This window comes from Pseudoduganella sp. GW821-FHT11H04, assembly GCF_058807935.1.
Map to the genome: position 1 here is coordinate 53,722 of NZ_JBXARE010000006.1, position 18,997 is coordinate 72,718.

At 58.0% G+C, this 18,997-nt stretch carries 24 protein-coding genes; 22 read left to right on the plus strand and 2 right to left on the minus strand.

What is annotated here, in order from left to right:
* Positions 1-105 precede the first annotated feature (105 nt).
* The 4 genes from AC1RTP_RS14970 to AC1RTP_RS14985 are packed head-to-tail and all read left to right on the plus strand — an operon-like array spanning position 106 to position 5,692.
* A complete protein-coding gene (locus AC1RTP_RS14970) occupies positions 106-1,377 on the plus strand; it encodes a dicarboxylate/amino acid:cation symporter (protein WP_498608418.1) in 1,272 nt (423 codons plus the stop codon).
* Between the two features lie 25 nt (positions 1,378-1,402).
* The gene (locus AC1RTP_RS14975) at positions 1,403-2,506 is read left to right on the plus strand and encodes a porin (protein WP_498608419.1); all 1,104 of its coding nucleotides are present in this window, start codon (positions 1,403-1,405) and stop codon (positions 2,504-2,506) included.
* Positions 2,507-2,531: 25 nt separating this feature from the next.
* The gene (locus AC1RTP_RS14980; RefSeq protein ID WP_498608420.1) at positions 2,532-4,373 is read left to right on the plus strand and encodes a sensor histidine kinase; all 1,842 of its coding nucleotides are present in this window, start codon (positions 2,532-2,534) and stop codon (positions 4,371-4,373) included.
* Positions 4,370-5,692, plus strand: coding sequence for a sigma-54-dependent transcriptional regulator (locus AC1RTP_RS14985; protein WP_498608421.1), 1,323 nt, complete (start codon positions 4,370-4,372; stop codon positions 5,690-5,692). Before AC1RTP_RS14980 ends, AC1RTP_RS14985 begins: the two co-directional genes overlap by 4 nt.
* Before the next feature lies 1 nt (position 5,693).
* Here the strand turns inward: AC1RTP_RS14985 and AC1RTP_RS14990 are convergent, their stop codons facing one another.
* Positions 5,694-6,191, minus strand: coding sequence for an FKBP-type peptidyl-prolyl cis-trans isomerase (locus AC1RTP_RS14990; protein WP_498608422.1), 498 nt, complete (start codon positions 6,189-6,191; stop codon positions 5,694-5,696).
* Between the two features lie 33 nt (positions 6,192-6,224).
* Between AC1RTP_RS14990 and thpR the strand changes: the two genes are divergently transcribed.
* Entirely contained in the window at positions 6,225-6,734 is a 510-nt protein-coding gene (thpR, locus tag AC1RTP_RS14995) for an RNA 2',3'-cyclic phosphodiesterase (RefSeq protein ID WP_498608423.1), read from the plus strand.
* A gap of 54 nt (positions 6,735-6,788) precedes the next feature.
* Here thpR and tcdA read toward each other — a convergent pair whose 3' ends face one another.
* On the minus strand, positions 6,789-7,640 hold the full coding sequence (gene tcdA / locus AC1RTP_RS15000; RefSeq protein ID WP_498608424.1) for a tRNA cyclic N6-threonylcarbamoyladenosine(37) synthase TcdA: 852 nt from the start codon (positions 7,638-7,640) through the stop codon (positions 6,789-6,791).
* A 63-nt stretch (positions 7,641-7,703) separates the two neighbouring features.
* Between tcdA and pdxH the strand changes: the two genes are divergently transcribed.
* From pdxH to AC1RTP_RS15085, 17 genes are all read left to right on the plus strand, one after another.
* A complete protein-coding gene (pdxH, locus tag AC1RTP_RS15005) occupies positions 7,704-8,891 on the plus strand; it encodes a pyridoxamine 5'-phosphate oxidase (RefSeq protein WP_498608425.1) in 1,188 nt (395 codons plus the stop codon).
* A gap of 29 nt (positions 8,892-8,920) precedes the next feature.
* The gene (locus AC1RTP_RS15010) at positions 8,921-10,129 is read left to right on the plus strand and encodes a class I SAM-dependent methyltransferase (RefSeq protein WP_498608426.1); all 1,209 of its coding nucleotides are present in this window, start codon (positions 8,921-8,923) and stop codon (positions 10,127-10,129) included.
* 43 nt (positions 10,130-10,172) lie between these two features.
* On the plus strand, positions 10,173-10,604 hold the full coding sequence (locus AC1RTP_RS15015) for a hypothetical protein (RefSeq protein ID WP_498608427.1): 432 nt from the start codon (positions 10,173-10,175) through the stop codon (positions 10,602-10,604).
* A complete protein-coding gene (locus AC1RTP_RS15020; RefSeq protein ID WP_498608428.1) occupies positions 10,580-11,098 on the plus strand; it encodes a GNAT family N-acetyltransferase in 519 nt (172 codons plus the stop codon). Before AC1RTP_RS15015 ends, AC1RTP_RS15020 begins: the two co-directional genes overlap by 25 nt.
* 496 nt (positions 11,099-11,594) lie before the next feature.
* Positions 11,595-11,948, plus strand: a complete 354-nt coding sequence (locus AC1RTP_RS15025) for a CPCC family cysteine-rich protein (RefSeq protein ID WP_498608429.1) — start codon at positions 11,595-11,597, stop codon at positions 11,946-11,948.
* Between the two features lie 75 nt (positions 11,949-12,023).
* Complete coding sequence (locus AC1RTP_RS15030) at positions 12,024-12,581, plus strand: hypothetical protein (protein WP_498608430.1); 558 nt, start codon at positions 12,024-12,026, stop codon at positions 12,579-12,581.
* Positions 12,582-12,741: 160 nt separating this feature from the next.
* Complete coding sequence (locus AC1RTP_RS15035) at positions 12,742-13,053, plus strand: DUF5076 domain-containing protein (protein WP_498608431.1); 312 nt, start codon at positions 12,742-12,744, stop codon at positions 13,051-13,053.
* 286 nt (positions 13,054-13,339) lie between these two features.
* On the plus strand, positions 13,340-13,771 hold the full coding sequence (locus tag AC1RTP_RS15040) for a hypothetical protein (RefSeq protein ID WP_498608432.1): 432 nt from the start codon (positions 13,340-13,342) through the stop codon (positions 13,769-13,771).
* On the plus strand, positions 13,771-14,460 hold the full coding sequence (locus AC1RTP_RS15045; RefSeq protein WP_498608433.1) for a hypothetical protein: 690 nt from the start codon (positions 13,771-13,773) through the stop codon (positions 14,458-14,460). The genes AC1RTP_RS15040 and AC1RTP_RS15045 overlap by 1 nt, the downstream gene beginning before the upstream one ends.
* Positions 14,461-14,524: 64 nt before the next feature.
* The gene (locus AC1RTP_RS15050) at positions 14,525-14,794 is read left to right on the plus strand and encodes a hypothetical protein (RefSeq protein WP_498608434.1); all 270 of its coding nucleotides are present in this window, start codon (positions 14,525-14,527) and stop codon (positions 14,792-14,794) included.
* Positions 14,795-14,835: 41 nt separating this feature from the next.
* Entirely contained in the window at positions 14,836-15,504 is a 669-nt protein-coding gene (locus AC1RTP_RS15055) for a hypothetical protein (protein WP_498608435.1), read from the plus strand.
* 47 nt (positions 15,505-15,551) lie between these two features.
* The gene (locus AC1RTP_RS15060; RefSeq protein ID WP_498608436.1) at positions 15,552-16,109 is read left to right on the plus strand and encodes a hypothetical protein; all 558 of its coding nucleotides are present in this window, start codon (positions 15,552-15,554) and stop codon (positions 16,107-16,109) included.
* A gap of 117 nt (positions 16,110-16,226) precedes the next feature.
* Positions 16,227-16,811, plus strand: coding sequence for a YegJ family protein (locus tag AC1RTP_RS15065; protein ID WP_498608437.1), 585 nt, complete (start codon positions 16,227-16,229; stop codon positions 16,809-16,811).
* A complete protein-coding gene (locus AC1RTP_RS15070) occupies positions 16,795-17,334 on the plus strand; it encodes a hypothetical protein (protein WP_498608438.1) in 540 nt (179 codons plus the stop codon). Before AC1RTP_RS15065 ends, AC1RTP_RS15070 begins: the two co-directional genes overlap by 17 nt.
* Positions 17,335-17,350: 16 nt before the next feature.
* The gene (locus AC1RTP_RS15075) at positions 17,351-17,920 is read left to right on the plus strand and encodes a hypothetical protein (RefSeq protein ID WP_498608439.1); all 570 of its coding nucleotides are present in this window, start codon (positions 17,351-17,353) and stop codon (positions 17,918-17,920) included.
* On the plus strand, positions 17,917-18,501 hold the full coding sequence (locus AC1RTP_RS15080; protein WP_498608440.1) for a M23 family metallopeptidase: 585 nt from the start codon (positions 17,917-17,919) through the stop codon (positions 18,499-18,501). Before AC1RTP_RS15075 ends, AC1RTP_RS15080 begins: the two co-directional genes overlap by 4 nt.
* A gap of 1 nt (position 18,502) precedes the next feature.
* The gene (locus AC1RTP_RS15085; RefSeq protein WP_498608441.1) at positions 18,503-18,988 is read left to right on the plus strand and encodes a hypothetical protein; all 486 of its coding nucleotides are present in this window, start codon (positions 18,503-18,505) and stop codon (positions 18,986-18,988) included.
* Positions 18,989-18,997 lie beyond the last annotated feature (9 nt).

The window sequence follows — 18,997 nt, forward strand, 5'->3', positions numbered from 1 at the left end:
GTTATAAATCAAACACTTACCGATATTCCTGCAGCAGGCACACGGCTTGCTGATGTGTCCGGACCTCGCCAACCGCGCGAGGGCCTGACAACAACGGAGACCGGTATGCAAAAGAAGCGCCCCCTCACCCTCTATATCCTGCTCGCGATGCTGCTTGGCATCGCGGTCGGCTACGCCTGTAACACGGTATTCCCTGACAAAAAGCTCACTGCCGACATTTCGGCCCACATCTCGCTGGTGACCGACATCTTCCTGCGCCTGATCAAAATGATCATTGCGCTGCTGGTGTTCTCCACCTTGACCACCGGCATCGCCAACCTGAGCGACGGCAAGGCCGCAGGCCGCATCGGCGCCAAGGCTTTCGCCTGGTTCGTAGTCGCCTCGCTGTGTTCGCTGGCCCTGGGCATGGTGCTATCGAACCTGATGCAGCTGGGTACCCACCTGGGCCTGCCGTTGCCGGCCATCGACGCCAGCACCGGCCTGAAAACCTCGGCCTTCACGCTGAAAGACTTCATCACCCACGTGGTACCGAAGTCGCCAATCGAAGCCATGGCCAACAACGAGATCCTGCAAGTGCTGGTGTTCTCGATCTTCTTCGGCAGCGCGCTCGGCGCACTGGGCGAGCACGGCAAGAAGCTGCTGGACGTGGTTGACCAGCTGGCGCAAGTGATGCTGCGCATGACCGGCGCCATCATGAGCATGGCCCCGCTGGCAGTGTTTGCGGCCATGGCTTCGGTGGTCACCACCAACGGCCTCGGCATCCTCGCCACCTTCGCGAAATTCATGGGCGGCTTCTACCTGGGCCTGTTCTGCCTGTGGGTCATGCTGATCGGCGCAGGCTTTGCCGTACTGGGTCCGCGCGTGCTGCGCCTGGTGGGCCTGATCCGCGAACCATTCCTGCTGGCCTTCTCCACCGCCAGCTCGGAAGCGGCCTATCCAAAGCTGCTGGTGGCGCTGGACAAGTTCGGCGTGCAGCGCCGCATCTCCAGCTTCGTGCTGCCGATGGGTTATTCCTTCAACCTGGATGGCTCGATGATGTATTGCACCTTTGCCGTGCTGTTCATCGCCCAGGCTTACGGCATTGACCTGTCGCTCGGCACCCAGATCACCATGCTGCTGCTGTTGATGCTGACCTCCAAAGGCATGGCCGGCGTGCCACGCGCCTCGCTGGTGGTGATCGCCGCCACCCTGACCCAATTCCACATTCCCGAAGCCGGCTTGCTGCTGCTGATGGGCGTGGACCAGTTCCTCGACATGGGCCGCTCGGCCACCAATGCCGTCGGCAATGCGATCGCCACCGCTGTCGTGGCGAAGTGGGAAGGCGCCCTGGGCGAGGAAGCAGAAAACGACGAGCACGCCTATATCCGTGCCGCATAAGAAAACACAATCACAGGAGAACTTCATGAAAACCATTAGCGCCACCCTGCTGGCACTGGCGTGCTGCAGCGCCTACGCCCAATCCAACGTGACCGTCTACGGCGTGGTCGACGCCGGCCTGGTGTTCGAACGCGACGCCCCAACCGGCAATACCAGCAATGTGAGCAGCGGCGCCGCTTCCGGCTCGCGCCTCGGTTTCAAGGGCAAGGAAGACTTGGGCAACGGCCTGTCGGCCGGCTTCGTCATCGAGAGCGGCTTCGGCATCGACACCGGCGCTTCCGGCCAGGGCGGCCTGACCTTCGGTCGCCAGTCCTTCGTATCCCTGAGCAGCAACACGCTCGGCACGATCAGCGCCGGCCGCCAGTACTCGCCCTACTACAAGCTCCTGCGCGATATCGCTGACCCGTTCTCCGATGGCCTGGCGGGCCAGGCGGCCAACCTGATGGTGCCCAACCGCCGTATGGACAATTCCGTACGCTACGCCTCGCCCAAGCTGGGCGGCTGGTCGACCGAACTGGTCTACAGCGCCGGCGAGGTGGCGGGCGACGCTACCCGCAAGCGTGCCCTGAGCGGCGCCATCAACTACGCCGAAGGTCCCCTGAGCGTGGGCCTGGCGCACTTCCGCCGTGAGAACGCCACCATCGCCCAGCATGCATACAACACCCTGTTGGCGGCACGCTACACGGTGGGTAATTACCAGCTGCACGCCGGCTATGCAGCTAACCGCGGCATGGGCACGGTGGGCGGCGGCGGTACCAGCCTGCTGGGCGGCGGCACTGCCACCAACACCAGCACGATCACCACCGCCAGCGCATCGAGCGTGGTCACCAACGCCACCGTCGGCCTGCCCGGCGCCTCCAGCCGCGACCTCGTACTGGGCCTGTGCGCCACCTTCGGCCCGCATAGCTTCGCCGGTTCCTGGGTACGGCACCTGGACCGCAGCGCCGCCGACCAGGATGCGCGCCAGTTCGGCGTGGCTTACCTTTACAGCCTGTCCAAGCGCACCGACCTGTATTCCGCCTTTGGCCACATCAACAGCCACAATGGCGCCCCCTTTACAGTCGGTAATGCCACCGACGACGGCAAGGGCCGTACCGCCATCAATCTCGGGCTGCGCCATTTGCTGTAACCCAGGTTTGATATAGTTGGCCTTGATGCCAGCCCAGCCAGACACCCTCGCAGCACCCCAGGCGCAAACGCGCCCGGGCCAACACGTCCGTACCCTGCTGGGCCTGGTCCTGCTGGCGGGGCTGTCCCTGCCCTACCTGGCTTACTGGTGGGCCTACCAGCTCACCACGGAAAGCCTGCGCGCGGCTGGCGCCCAGCGGCTGGAGGTCTACGCCAACAGCCTGGAAAACCTGCTCGACAAATACGACCTTGTACCGCGCATGCTGGAGCTGGAAAAGGACGTGATCCAGCTGCTGGAAAAGCCCGGCGACGAGGATGCCCGCAACAGCGTCAACGAATACCTGGAAGGCCTGAACAAGAAGGCCGAGTCGAGCAATATCTACATCGTCAACCTGCAAGGCCGCACCCAGGCAGCCAGCAACTGGCGACAGCGCGACAGCTTTATCGGTGACGACGTCAACTTCCGCCCCTATATTCGCAACGCCCTGCGCGGCCGTCCCGGCGGCTTCTACGGCGTGGGCACCACCAGCCTGGAGCCGGGCTACTTCTACGCCCACGGCATCTACAAGGATGGCCGCATGCTGGGCGTCGCTGCGATCAAGGTCAGCATCGAAAGCCAGCAGTTGAGCTGGACTCAGGGCGCCGACAAGGTGGCGCTGGTAGATGCCAATGGCGTGGTCTTCCTCAGCTCCGAGCCGGAATGGAAATTCAAGGCCCTGAAGCCGCTGAGCGCCAATGCGCGCGCCGAGCTGGCGCAGACCCGCCAGTACTTCGCCCAGTCGCTGCCTGCGCTGACGCTGGCGCATGACGAAGCGCTGGCCAATGGCAATCGCCTGCTCGCCATCCGGGAAGGCCACGCGCGCCAGGGTATGCCGCCGCTGATGCTGGCGCAGACCCGCTCCTTGTCCCCGCGCGACTGGACCTTCATCTACCTGTCCGACCTGGATGCGGCGCGCGGCAATGCCAGCATCGCCTTCCTGTTCGCGCTGCTGGGCTATGGCTTCCTGATCCTGCTGTTCATGTACTGGCGCCAGCGCGTGCGCGCCAAGGACGAACTGGAGCGCATGGTGGATGAACGCACCGCCAGCCTGGCGCGCATGACCCAGGACTTGAGCATGGAAGTGGATGTCCGGCGCCAAGCCGAGCAGCAGTTGCAGATCACGCAGAACGAGCTGTTCCAGGCAGGCAAACTGGCGGTGCTGGGTCAGATGTCGGCCAGCATCACGCACGAACTGAACCAGCCGCTGACGGCGCTGCGCACCATGTCCGACAATGCCGTGCTGCTGTTCGAGCGCGGCCGCATGGACGATGTGCGCAACAACCTGAAAACCATCTCGCAGGTGGTGGCGCGCATGGGTACCATTACCGGCAAGCTGAAAGGCTTCGCCCGCAAATCGAATGCGGAGCTGGGACCCGTCTCCATCCACACCTCGATTTCCAATGCCCTGGTGCTGGTGGAGCGCCGCCTGCAGTTGGAGAAAATCACCTTCCAGCTGCGCATCGACCGGGCCGATATTTACGCCTTGTGCGACAGCAACCGCCTAGAGCAGGTGTTGCTTAACCTGATGACCAACTCCATCGACTCCATGGCCGGCTGCGAAGTGCGCGAGCTGCAACTGGCCGTGTGCAGCAAGGAAGGCCGCGTGCAGATTCGCGTTTCCGACAGCGGCCCCGGCCTGACTGACGAAGCGCGCGAACGCCTGTTCGAGCCCTTCTACACGTCCAAGCCGCAAGGCGAAGGCCTAGGGCTGGGCCTGGCCATTTCAGAACAAATCATCCGCGATTTCGGCGGAAGCTTAAAAGCGGAGCAAGCCAGCGCTGGCGCCTGCTTCGTCATCGAATTAAAAGCAGCGCAGGAGACAACATGAACGACATACAAGTGCTGCTGGTGGAAGACGACCCGACCGTGCGCGCCGGTAGCGCACAGGCCCTGGAACTGGCCGATTTCACGGTAAGCAGCTACGAGAGCGCCGAACCCGTCGCCGAGCTGCTGAAGCCGAACAGCGCAGCCGTGCTGGTGAGCGATGTGCGCCTGCCAGGCATGAGCGGCCTGGATTTGCTGCAAGCTGCGCGCACCATTGACCCCGAGCTGCCCGTGATCCTGGTCACCGGCCACGGCGATATTTCCATGGCGGTGCAGGCAATGCACGACGGCGCCTACGATTTCCTGGAAAAGCCCTACTCCTCCGAGCAACTGGCCGAGGTTGTGCGGCGTGCCGCCGACAAGCGCCGCCTGCAACTTGAAGTGCGCGCCCTGCGCCAGAAGCTGGAGCATAGCGAAGGCATCGACGCCTGCCTGCTGGGCAACACGCCCGCCATGCAAGCCTTGCGCCGCGTCATCCTCGACGTAGCCAGCCAGCCGGCCGACGTGCTGATCTACGGCGAAACCGGCACCGGCAAAGAACTGGTGGCACGCTGCCTTCACCAGTTCAGCAGTCGAAGCAAGCACAACTACGTGCCCTTGAATTGCGGCGCCATTCCCGAAACGATCTTCGAGAGCGAACTGTTTGGCCACGAGCAAGGCGCCTTTACGGGCGCGGCCAAACGCCAGGTTGGCAAGATCGAACACGCCGACCGCGGCACACTGTTCCTGGACGAGATTGAAAGCCTGCCGCTGGCCATGCAGGTCAAGCTGCTGCGCGTGCTGCAGGAACGCTCAATCCAGCGCCTGGGCTCGAATACCCCGGTGCCATTGGATGTGCGCGTAATCGCCGCATCAAAAGAAGACTTGAAGGAATTTTCGGACGAGGGCAAGTTCCGCCCCGACCTGTATTACCGCCTGAACCTGATCGTGCTGCACATTCCCCCGTTGCGCGAGCGCCGCGAAGATATCCCGCTGCTATTCGAACACTTCATGCTGGATGCGGCTGCGCGCTACAAGCGCCCTTGCCCGCTGGTGCCGCCGGCGCAAATGCAGCAGCTGATGGCGCAAGACTGGCCCGGCAACGTGCGCGAATTGCGCAACGCCGCCGACCGCTTCGTGCTGGGATTGTCCGCGAGCGCGGAGAGCGCGGCGCCAGCGACACTGGCGGACCAGGTCGGCGCCTTCGAGCGCATGCTGATCGAGCAGGCGCTGCGCGCTTCCGGCGGCAGTGTGGCCGCGGCCTGCACCGCACTGAGCCTGCCGAAGCAGACCCTGTACCACAAGATGCAGAAATACGGCCTTGCGGCCGAAGACTACCGCTGAATTACTTCACTTCCATCAGCTCGACGTCGAAGATCAGCGCCGAGTTGGCAGGGATGCCTGGCATGGCCTTCGCGCCATAAGCCATGTCCGACGGGATGATCAGGGTGCGCTTGCCGCCCACCTTCATGCCGACGATGCCCTGGTCCCAGCCTTTGATGACGCGGCCGGTACCGATCTGGAAGTCCAGCGGCTCACCACGCGGGATCGAGCTGTCGAACTGGCGGCCGTGCTGGTTCTTCGCCAGCGGGCGGTACAGCCAGCCGGTGTAGTGCATGTAGACGGTGCTACCGACACTGGCTTCAGTGCCCTTGCCAACCTTAGTGTCGATGACGATCAGCTTCTCAGCGGCCGGGCCCGGCTGGGCGGAGCCTGGGACGATCGGGCCTTGCTGCTCGGTCGATGCGGCTGGCTGCGCCTGGGCAGGGGCTTGGGTGTCTTGAGCTTGCGCCACGCCAGCGGCAGCGCACAGGAATGCGAACAGGATCGAAGTGCGGTTCATGTATATTCTTTACGTGGTGTTAAGGCGGCTGACATGATAGCAAAACAACCCGCACACAAACTGTTTTTTGCGCTTTGGCCGGACCCGGAGGCGCGGCAGGGTTTGGTGCGTTTGCAACAAGCAGTGCGGGGGAGGCTGATTCCACCGGATAAATTGCACCTGACGATGGCGTTTCTGGGGATGCAGGGGGCGGATGCGTTGCCGGCTTTGCTAGTGATTCTGGAAGAGATGCCGGCGGCGGATATGCGGCTGACGGTGGATTGTTATGGCTATTTCAAGCGGCCGCAGATTGCATGGGCTGGGCCAAGTGTGGCGCCGGCGGCCCTCATAACGTTACAGGCGAATCTTATGGCGCGCCTGGAGGCCGCGGGCTTTAGCGCGGCAACGCACGGGGAGTTCAAGCCGCATGTCACTCTCGCGCGGGAGGCGAAGGAAGCGCCTGGGGAGTTCTGCGTTGAGCCAGTCGTGTGGAATGTTTCCAGGCTCTCGTTAGTAGAATCGATGCCGGATGGGCGATACGTGCCGATCGCCCAAAACCGGTAAACCAGTGTCAGACACAAGTGTCTGACACTTGCCTGCGGCGGCCGCGTATCAGTGTCAGACACTCGTGTCTGACACTGGTTTACCGGTTTCAACTTGCTCAGCCAACTTCCTCAGCAAATGCCCCGCCGCCACCATCCCAAACGTCGCCGTCACCACCATCGCAGACCCGAAGCCAGCACAATTAATGCCGGTAACCCCAGCCTTCTTCTCATCCCCATCAACAGAACAAGTCTCCCCCGACTCCGGAAATTTCAACGGTTCCATAGAAAACACCGCATCCACCCCCAGCTTATTCTTTGAATTCGGCGGATAGTTAAACTGGCTGCGCAGCCTGCGCCGCACCTTCTTCAGCAACGGCTCCTGCTCCGTCTTCGACAAATCCCGCACCTCAATCCGCGTAGGATCCGTCTGCCCGCCAGCGCTACCGATCACAATCAAAGGAATCTGCTTAGTCCGGCAATAGTGGATCAACGCCGTCTTCGACTGCGCCGAATCAATCGCATCCACCACATAGTCAAACTGATGCGCCCCCACCATCTCATCCAGGTTATCGGGCGTGATGAAATCCTCCACCTGCACCACCTCGCAGAACGGATTGATCTGCTTGATCCGCTCCGCCAGCGCCGTAATCTTGGCCATGCCAATGGTCCCGGAAAGCGCCTGGATCTGCCGATTGATATTCGACTCAGCCACGTTATCCAGGTCAATCAAAGTCAGCTTGCCGATCGCCGATCGCGCCAGCGCCTCCACAATCCACGAGCCGACACCGCCCACGCCAATCACGCAGACATGTGCCCCACGGAAACGTGCCAAGGCTTTTTCGCCGTACAGGCGGGCAATGCCGCCGAAACGGCGGTCAAAATCGATATCTTCCAGAACTGGATCAACTATTTGCGGGGAATTCATCCCGCCATTTTACCGGAGCCGGGCTACAATGTTTTCTCTTGCCAAGTTCACCAGACCCGCACCATGAGCAATTCCTTGATCGATACCGCCCCAGGCTACGACCAGCCGATCGCCGTTTTGAAGCACTGCCACGACAAGATCCGCAAGCAACTGCAGACCTTGCAAAACCTGCTGAGCCACCTGCCCCAGCACGGCGCCGACTCGGCCGCCCAGCAAGCCGCCCAGGCCGTGCAAAAATACTTCAACAAGGCAGCCCACCTGCACCATGCGGACGAGGAAAACGACCTCTTCCCACTGCTGACCGCCGCGGCACAAGGCGAAGACGCCGCCCTGCTGGCACAGCTGGGCCCGCAGATCCTCGCTCAGCACAAGCAGATGGATCAGGACTGGGCTATACTCGATTCGCAACTTGATAAGATTGCCAACGGTTCCAGCGCAGCCCTGGATGCGGCCGAGGTAGAGCGCTTCGTGCAAGCCTATACCTCGCATATGGAAACCGAAGAGGCGCACATCGCGCCCATGGCCAAACGGATACTCAGTCCCGCCCAGATGACGATTCTGGGTGAGGCCATGCAGCAGCGCCGCGGCATCCTGCCGGCGGCCATCGCCGGCGGAATCGCCCTGGCGGACCTGCGCATGGATTACGGCCGAGCCAGCCTGTCGGAAGACGACACCCTGGCCGATCCGATTGCGCAGTTTGCCAAGTGGTTCGATGAAGCCATGAAGGCGCAGGTGAACGAGCCCAACGCGATGAGCGTGGCGACGGTAGGCAATAATGGCCGCCCAAGTTCGCGCATCGTGCTGATCAAACAGTACGACGAGCGCGGCTTCACCTGGTACACCAATTACCAGAGCCAAAAAGGCCAGCAACTTGCGGAAAACCCGCATGCGGCAATCCTCTTCTTCTGGCCAGAACTTGAACGCCAGGTGCGGATCGAAGGCCGTGTGGAAAAGACGTCGGCGGAAGACAGCGACAAATATTTCTATAGCCGGCCGGTGAAAAGCCAGCTCGCGGCTATCGCCTCACAGCAAAGCCGCCCGGTGGCCAGCCGCGAACAGATGGAACAGCAGTATGCCGCCGTGGAGGCGGCCAGCGGCGAGCAGCCGCAAAGGCCCGAGCACTGGGGCGGTTATCGCCTGGTGCCGGAGCGCGTGGAATTCTGGCAGGGGCGCGCCTCGCGTTTCCATGACAGAGTAGTCTATGAACTGCAGGCGGACTCTAGCTGGAAAAAGGAACGCATCCAGCCCTGATCCACCTGTTACAGGGAAGGGGCAGGCGCATGTTTGTACAGAACCGCATCAACAGCTGGATAAGCAGCATTGCCCCGCAAGTCGCCCTGCCCCTGAGGATAGAACTGTGGAACGGCCGCAGTTTCGACTTCTCCCCAGCAGAAGCGCCGCGCGTGACGATACGCGTCCCCAGCCCCGCCGCGGCGCGCTACCTGCTCAAGCCCTCCCTCTCCAGCCTTGGCACCGCTTATGTTGAAGGCGCCATTGAAGTCACCGGCCGCGCGGTCGACATGATCAAGGTAGTCAACGCCCTGGCGCGCAGCTCGCTGAAAGACAGCAGCAGCCTGGCCCGCATTGCACGCACCTTCCACCATAACCGCAAGGGCGATGCGGAAGCGATCCGCTACCACTACGACGTATCCAACGAGTTCTACCAGCAGTTCCTCGACCCGAATATGGTGTATTCCTGCGCCTATTTCGAAAACGGCGACGAGGACTTGGCCACCGCGCAGATCAAAAAGATCGACCACATCCTCGCCAAGATCCAGCTGAAGCAAGGACAGACCCTGCTCGATATCGGCTGCGGCTGGGGCGCGCTGGTGATACGCGCCGCGCAGAAATATGGCGTGCGCTGCGTAGGCATTACGCTAAGCGAGAACCAGCTGTCACTGGCGCAGGAGCGCGTGCGCGAAGCAGGCCTCGGCCACCTCATTGAAATCCGTCTGCAGGATTACCGCGACGTACGCGGCACTTTCGACCGCATCACCAGCGTCGGCATGTTTGAGCACGTGGGTGTGAAACACCTTGTGGAGTACTTCGGAATTATCAACAAGCTTCTGGCGGACGAGGGGCTGGTGATGAACCACGGGATCACATCCACCGATCCCGATAACGGCGAAACGCCATACGGCGGCGGCGAATTCATCGAGAAGTACGTCTTCCCGCACGGCGAGCTGGCCCACATCGGCCAAGTGCTGCACGCGATGCAGGAAGGGCAGCTGGAAGCCTATGACGTGGAAAACCTGCGCCGCCACTACGCCCGCACATGCACCATCTGGACCGAAAATTTCGAAGACCACGAAGAGAAGGTGCGCGAGCTGGCGGGCGACAAGCGCTTCCGCATCTGGCATGTGTACTTGGCCGGTTGCGCCTATGCCTTCGACCAGGACTGGATCAGCCTTTATCAGATTGTATGCGGCAAGGCAGGACGGCATCCTTCTTCGTTACCGTGGTCACGGCAGTACATGTACAAGAAGTAGATAATCCATTAGGATGTAAAAAACATCCTCTTGGCAGACATCGGTGAAAACCCTGCTACTAGCAATCACGTTGTCCTGCCTCGGTACAGCAAATGCGCAGGACTTCTGCCGCTACCAGAGCACAAACCAGCTGATGGCCGACCGGGAGTTCACCAATGAGTTGGCCCGGTTCATCGGCGACGCTCAGGAAAAATACTACTATCCCGGATCGGTACTGCACCAAGTCTACGAAGGCCTGGGCGGACCGCCGGATCCTATCAAGCCGCTCGACTACAATATCCGCTTCGCTTCCGCATGCCGCGTCCACAGCTGCGATGAAAAAGCTGCTGTCGCCATTGCATGCCCAAATCAGATAATCGCTGTCGGCATCATCCACTATCCGAAACGTGCCGCAGTGTTGACAATACTAGGAGACAAACGCCCCCTAGCCATCGACCGCGCATTCAAAGAATGGAAAAAGTCGTACAGCCGTTAAGCACCGAACATGCCGCGCAATACCGCGAACTGATGTTGCACGGCTACCAGCATGAACCAGATGCCTTCACCGCCGAACCAGCCGAACGCGCCAGCCTGCCGCTTTCCTGGTGGGAGCAGCGCATTGGCGGGCCCCGGGAAAACACCATCGCATTCGGCACCTTCGTCGACGGCGAACTGGTGGGAAGCGTCGCACTGGAGTTTTCGACCAGGCCCAAGACCAGCCACAAGGCGCACCTCATAGGCATGTATATGCTTGAAGCCTGGCGCGGCAAGGGACTCGGCAGCAAGCTATTAAAGCTGGCACTTCAATACGCCAGACAGCGACCTGGCATCGAAGTCGTCACCCTCACGGTCACCGAAGGCAATGCAGCGGCCATTGCGCTGTATGAGGCCGCTGGCTTTCGCAGCTTCGGAGTCGAACCAATGGCGATGCGCACTCAAGCAGGTTTCAAGGCCAAGATCCACATGTGGCGCAAATTGAACGAGGAATAGACGGTCTCCCGAGCTCGCTGATGTCGCCCGAAATTGACGCGAGTTTTCTTCGCACACATTAAGCAGTTTTATTACGGTGAGTCGCGAAAAGTCGTTATTACAGCGGCTTCTCTTTGGCATTAGACGTCGTGATAAAATTTGCAAAAACGTCAATTTGACGTCTACTTCTTGTTAGCGATCCAATGCCCACTCCGATTACTTGTCCGCGTTGCGATGGTCAGGGTCACGTGCAACACGTGACTATCCGCGCGCTTGCCTTGGACCTTTGGCTCTGTGATGAGTGCGATGCTACGTGGCGAACCCCAGTTGCGATTTCTAATTCGAACTTCGAGGACTACGAAACCCTCGCAAAGTCCCTGGGCGTATCTGGGCTTCGGGGTGACTTGGAGGTTCATCCGTGAGTCAACGTATTCGCGCTAACAATCAGCTCCAGCGGACGTGCTACAGCGGGCTTTGCCCACTTCCGCACGCCGCTGAGCAACCACGTTAGGAATCCATGTACACCTGCCCATGTTGCGGCTATTACGTCTTTGGTGATCGACCTGGTTCGTACGACATTTGCCCGATTTGTTTTTGGGAAGACGACGTCTTTCAACTTTATTTTCCGAACAAGGCGGGCGGCCCCAATCCGTATTCGCTGATCGAGTCGCAAGTGAATTTTGTGCAGTTCGGCGCCTGTAGTCGTGAGATGATGAAGAATGTCCGTGCCGCTAACGCTGACGATCTGAAGGATCCACTCTGGTTCCCTTTGTGGGAAAAGAAAGTTCAGATTCACGATTTCGAATCTGACACGACGCATCCACGACATGAGCAGAATTGGGCGGCCCTTTGCTATTGGCTAAAATCCTAACCTTTCAATCCACCGGACCCGCGCAAAGAGCCGCGCGGCCCGGTGATCTCGCACGTTCGCCGTCTTTATCCGCGCATGAAATTCCTATCAAAGCTGTTCGGGAGAAAGTCTCCCGTCTCTTCAGCTGTACGCCATGGTGGTGCCGACATGGTCAGCCTTGTGGCGCTACTCCCCGAATGGGGCGAACTACGTCTCGACGACGTACGCGAGGCGCTTGATGCTCTCTTTCCAGGTGAGTTTCTTCCACCTCGCGAGCAAGGCAACTTCGTCATTGACGGCCCGGTCCCCGGCGCCAGCTTTCTAATTCAGTGCAACGTTCCTGAGCACGCTGGCATGTTCCTCATGCACAACGTCCCCGGGCCGTATAGCGAGTGCTCGGATCTTCTCTCGCACCTGGCGAATTCGGAACTGAGGGAGTTGGCAGCCAAGCAACCGTGTTGGATGTCTGTCGACCTCATGCACCTCCATACGACCGATCAAGACGGTTACCGCTTTGTCAGCGCGGCGCTCGCAAAGCTTGCGCCGCCGGAGGCAGCCTTGCTTGTGCACCCGAGCCGCTATCTCGCAGTCCCCTTTACCCCCGAAGTGCGACGCACACTCGCCTCTGGTGGCTCTCTTTATCGCAACGCGTAGCGGCCTACTCACCGAGACGGCTAACCGCTAATCGCCGAATGGACATCTCCCACACAAGATCGAATGGGCTTACAAGGAGGGGGCAAGCGGTGGCCGCTGGCTCATTGAAGCATCCGACGTACAGTTTGATTTTTTAAAGCCAAGCCGCCCAAGGAACCCTATGAAACCATTGATAATACCTCCGGCCGCGCAGCGAGATGAAAACGCCATACAAATGCTCAGTGCATGGATTGCAGAACAAGGTCTCCACTGCACTCTGAACGTTGGGATGTGGGATAGTGCCGGCCATGACGAGCCTAAGGCGTGGGGCATTCTGCTGGCCGACATGGTTCGCCATATTTCGAATGCAATTGGTGAAAGCAAGGGAACGCCGTCGGAGCAAACACTCGTGGAAATTTTCGACAGCCTAAGAAATGAACTGGATGATCCAACGTCACCCGCGAAGGGAGAATTTCATGTTGGCCACTCATAACGCGGCGATACTGTGGAACGATATAAATATCTGAATGACTTCGGTCGCTTCGAACTGGGCTGGAAGTCTATTTTCGCGTTCTTTGCCGCCATTTTCGCAGGCGCCCTACTCGACCATATGCTGCGAGCGCCAAGCGGCAACGAGGCCATCTGGTGCTACTCCGCAGGTGGGATAGCTTTCCTGGGAGCTTTCATCTCTGCTTATATACTTCGCGACGGCGCTCGAATGGAAAGCGTTCGCAGTGGACTAGGGTTGCTTGGAGAAGACTTGTCCATTGGAGATCTTGATGACTAGGTCGAACCGATCACGTCAACGGATCGCAAAATTCATTGCTTTGACCTTGCTCACCACGGTGACCTTGTTCGCTGCCACCTCTGTTGGACCATTGAGTCATCTTCCTTCAGTCAACATAGCCAACGAAGCCTACTTTATTCAGGTGCGGAATCACGAAATCTTGTTAGGGCTTTCCGGTTTTGTTGTGGCACTTATCGCGGGCTCGCTTTTCCGAGTAGGGCTTATAAAGACGATCGTCACCGTGATCTTGGCAGGCGCGTTCTACTATGTCTGGTCGCAGGCGGGAGATGTTGACCAGGTATCGGAACTGCGTGATGGCCTGCTGGGCTTCCTAATCCACTATCTATTGGCAGGTGCTTGCGTTGTAATCGCTCTTCTCGGTGCGAAGAAGTCATTGGGCCTGATAAAGGCAAGGAATAAGTGATGAAAGTACTGGATCACGAGCCTCAAAGTTGGTTCCTATTGGAGGACGATGGCACGCTGTACCTTGATGCGAACTGCAACCACAGCTTCATCGGCTATGACTTTCTGATCCAGCTGGACGCACAGGAAGCCGCCAGATTCCGTAGTGAAGGACGGGCATACCTTTCGCGGCTGGCTCAGGACATCCACTATTCAGCACCTATCGTCGCAGCAAGCAATTCGCCATACAAAGGTCGCGATCGTTCAGCAGAATACTCAGAGCGCGTCATCACTGCAGTTAAAGAGTGGAGACAAACCGAAAATGCCAACCCAACTATCCAGGAGCCTCCCTTGACTGATCGTTACGCCCGTTATTCCCCGCGCCTTATCGCCTTAGTGAAAGAGGCGATCACATGTTCACCTGGGACTTGGGACGCAGGTTACTTGACCATCGACTGTGATGGCTCCTATATGAACTACTCGCTAAAAAATGGCGCAAGCGAAGACAAGGCCGAAATCAGTGGCGACCTTCGGCAACTTTGCGAAGACCTTTACGTCGAAATGCGTCAAGCAGGCGATTGGTGGATCAAGGCGGTGCTCCACTTCTTCCGCGATGACGGCTCGTGGTCGTACAAGGTTGACTTCACCTACGAGGACAAGCCCGCTGCTCAACAAGTTGCAGCTAAGCCTTGGTGGAAATTCTGGAATTAATCGATGGATGCAATCAAGCCAATTGTGGGGAATTGGCCAATGAATTCACGAATCGGCGCGTGAGATGAGCAAACACGAATCGCGCGCGGGAATCTTCACGGCGCCAATTTGCATCGCAATTGGCGCCTATTTTCTATATGGATCGTGGCACGCATTTTTTGATGCGAAATGGCCGATTTACATGCCACCGCAACTTGACGGAATTGCGTTCATAGCGGGACTGTTCTCACCCAGCGTTGGCGCTTACATTGCTGGAGCAATTGCAGGCTTAATCGGCGCATTCCTATGGCTCATCGCTTTTCTAGCTATGTTTAGCCACACCCGTACAGTATGACGTTGATGCATGGGTAAGCCTCTTTACCCTCAACAGAAATTATGACAATCACCATTCTTCCTGCCGGAACAGACGTCGCTGAGATGGCGCTGTTCGATGTTGATGCGCTGCCTCGCCAGCTTCCACGCCGCCTTGAGGACTTCACCCAACTCACCTCACAAGATCAACTCCTTAGATTTCCGACTGGAGCAGACGGCGGCTATTTACTGCATTTGTTCGTGAACGAGGCTATTCCAGTCGATACCATGCAGTACTGCCTGGACGACGACAAGCTAACCGGTGCCTTTTACACATCCGAAGGACGTGTCGCGTTTGGTGGCCTGGAATCCGCATATGCTGAATTCAAACCGAACCCCAACATACGAAGCGACGGCTTGATTGCGCCAGGGCGCTACACATACACAGCATACCAAACAGAATTCCCCGATGAACTTGTAATGCAAGCAGTCCGAGTAGAGCGCACAACTGGTGAGCGTTGGCTAGGGCGTGCTCCCGTGCTTACATCGACGACTATGATCGCGATGGTTATTGCACTCGCTGCGACTCACAGGTTCGCACTTGCAGTCATAGCACTTCTTGCTGGCCTGCTTGCCATCAGGTGGTTGCGGCGCTTGCCAGGCTATCGCGATCTAATCGCTCGTCGTGAACAAGCCCAACTGGCCTTCCCATGCATTGTCGTGGAATTGCGATCCTCGCCTAACGCAATCTAGCGCCGTGCTAATATTTGCGAAAACGATAACTCAACGAAGGTGCCATCTTGAGCAACTCCTACATCGTCGCGCAGCTGAATGCCAGGCTTCAGCCAATGGACCGCGGAGAGTACTTTGAGGATCCGCTGGATGAAGTGCTGCTGGCTGCAGGTCTCGGGGAAGTAAGCGGTGGCGGCACCATGCAAATGAACTCAGGCGAGATCGAATACTGCGATATCGAGATCCAGGTCACTGGTGATCCGTCGGTAGTTGAGCGGATTATCATCGAGAACCTAGTGAAAAGTGGCGCTCCTAAAGGCTCTAAGTTGATCATCGAAGACCAGGGCCGTGAAGTGCCCTTTGGCGACGCTGAGGGATTGGGCGTCCACCTGAATGGCACAGAACTCCCTAAGAATGTCTACGCGGAGTGCGATTCGAACTTTGTCTACTCCGAGTTCAATCGCCTTCTTGAAGGCGTTGGAAGTGTTCTGAGTTTCTGGCAAGGCCCAACAGAGACCGCACTTTATATCTATGGCACTTCATTCCAGGAGATGCAAGCTCGCCTCGCCCCTTTCCTTGAAAGCTATCCGCTGTGTGCCAAGGCGCGCGTCGAGCGCATCGCCTGATGGCGTCGGCATGATTCGGATTCTGATCGCAGCCATTGCGCTACTCGTCGGCACATTGCTCGGCTGGTTCCTGCTCGGTGGATTCTGTAGCATCCCAGGGCTCAAGTACAGCAATGCGTGCGGCCACAACGCCTACATCTGGATTCCAATTTTTATTCCGCTCAGCGTTTATATGTGCTGGCGTACACTCAACTTCCTAATTCATCGGTTCAAAAAGTGACGAAGAAAATACTAAATGGCCTAGCGCTGCTCATGGCCTTTTCAAGCATCGAAGCTTCTGCTGAAAAGATCGACGACAAGGTACAGATGGTGCGCGATCAGGACAAGAACATGAACGCGGCAATCGCAGAGGCCAGGAAAACGCTCGATGACTTCCTAGCCTTGTCTAAGCAACCGCCTACCGGCGCAAGCAACTTCAAGTTGAAGGTCAAGCTGTCGGACGAACACGGTGTTGAGCACATGTGGTTTGTGCCCTTCAAGGAAATCAAAGGTGGCTTCGCGGGTGTCCTCGCCAACGAGCCTTACGTCGTCAAATCCGTCACCGTCGGTAAGGTCTATGCCTTCAAGCGCGAACAAATCAGCGACTGGGGCTACCAGCAGGACGGCAAGCAAATAGGCAGCTTTACAGTTTGCGCGCTGTTCAAGACCATGCCGGCGGACGACGTCGCCCGCTATAAGAAGGATCATGGGTTCGTTTGCTGATCGCGGCAAAATGATCGACCAGAAAAAGGCTTCGAAGCTCGCGAAAGAAGGTTTTGACCTTTGGCAGGCCGGTGATCGTGAACGATCCAGGCGTTTGTATGAAGAGGCCATTCCTTTGGCAGACCCTATGCACTATGGGCTCTCCTCATACTACGGTGAATACGCTTGCGTGCTTAACGAGCTTGGGGAACATGAGCAAGCGACGACGCAACTGGAAAAGGCGCTCGCTGTCGATCTGACGCAAGGCAATGCAGAAGGCTCTTCAGCCCTAATCATTGCTCGCTACTTCCTGGCAAATCAACTGCTGCTTCACGGCTCCGCCGAACAGGCACTTGCAGTGCTGGGTCCATCCATCGTAAATGCGCCAGCCAATTGGCTCACGCGAGTGATGGAAGCGCACGTGCTTTTCGCACTTGACCGAAAGAGTGAAGCCAAAGCCGCAGCAGAATTGGCACAAGCGAATGCACCTTCTCCCGAGAAAGCGGAGGAACTCAAACAAAATCTCGGGATTATCCTCGCATAAGCCTATCAGGTGTGAAATGCCGCAATTCGTCTTTCTACTATTCTTGCTTCTTGCTCGCCCCAGCCTGGCCGATGAATTTGTCGATCGCTTTGTTAGCGGATGGAATGCATCCTGCCAACAGGCGTCTGGCCGGCTTCACGTGGAGTTCAAATCTTCCAGCGGCGATCCGACAAACGATGATATGCGTGTCTATGTGCGCGTTGGCGAGAAACCTGAATTGCAGGTTCCCATCTCACCCGCGTTATTCGTCCAAGGGAAGCTAAAGTCAAACTTCGAAAGCACTTGCGCCGAAGTCACCGGGGTCGAACTGCACAGGGGTCATCTGCTCTTATTGATCCGGAAGGATAATCGCCCTTCGGAAGATCGAATCATCGGCGTATTGATCGACTCCACATCGGGCAAGACGCTCGATGTCGTCTCCGATCTTGGCGCCCTTCGTCATGATAGTGAACTTACACGTGAAGGCAATTCGCTGAGAATTGGCCTTATTCGCTCCAATACCAGCACGCTCTGGATCGCCGAGGTCAACGAGAGAATTGATGTATATTTATCAACTCCTCAACCAGTGAGCTCGAATTCAAGATGAGAACTGTCCTCATACTCTTCGCGGCGATGCATTTTTCGGCCGCTTCCGCTGCAACCGGCGAAATTCCTACCGTCCTGGCGCATCCGATTTTCGGGCAGCCGTTTTCCTGCATCGAGCATTGGCAAGGGAACGTGAAGGAACTTGGCGACGCGCTGGGGACTGACTGCGTGATTCAGCAGTTGGTTAGCGACCATGGCCGCACCTGGATGCGTTCATATAAGCGGGACGGAAGCCGCAATGAGGACTGGTACGTTTGGGACAAACCGGTGCTTTCTCCGTGCTCCTGCGAAGTTGAAAAGGTTGGTGATAATCGAGACATCAATCGACCCGGTGTTCTGGGCAAGCCGCCTGCTGCTTTTGTGCAGCTGAAAAGGGAGGACGGTGTGGTCTTCGTCCTGGCGCACGTTACAAAGCTTTCCGTTAAACCGGGAGAAAAAGTCGAAAGCGGTCAGGTTATCGCTCACGTAGGGAATAACGGCTTCTCACGCCATCCGCACATTCACATGGGTGCGTACAAGGGCGAAGAGCCGATGCAGATACGCTTCGATCAGGCTGCCATGGGCAAACTGTTCGAGAACTGAGATGGCATTTCTCAAATTGCTTGCCGCGCTTCCTTTGGTCCTGGCATCGGCCAATGGCATTTGTCAGGAGGCGTTGGTGCCAAAGGATAGGCTCGCCGAATGCGCGGCATCTGCCGTCGAATTTGCGATGCGGGCGAGTCAAGTGAAGCTGGACTTCTCGCCGCGCAGCCTTGCGTATGTCGACGGCATGATGAACGATTTCCATACTCGGCATTTCCCGCCCGATAAGGTTAAAGGCCACGTCCGCGTCATGGGGTGCTATGCCGCTGAAGTTTTCATTCGTAATCTGGGCGGCAAATGGATTTATCCCGAGCCGGACGTTATTCCAAAGCTGGGGCCTGGTCCCTTCGTTGAACTGCCGGGTGGTGTGGTAATCAATCCACTGGTAAAAGTTCAGAGCATTTATGAGGATGGCCTCGAACATAGTGTCGTAAGATTCTATGCTTTTGTCGAAGCCAGTATGCGCGGCGAAAAGAACAAACCATAACTATCAGGA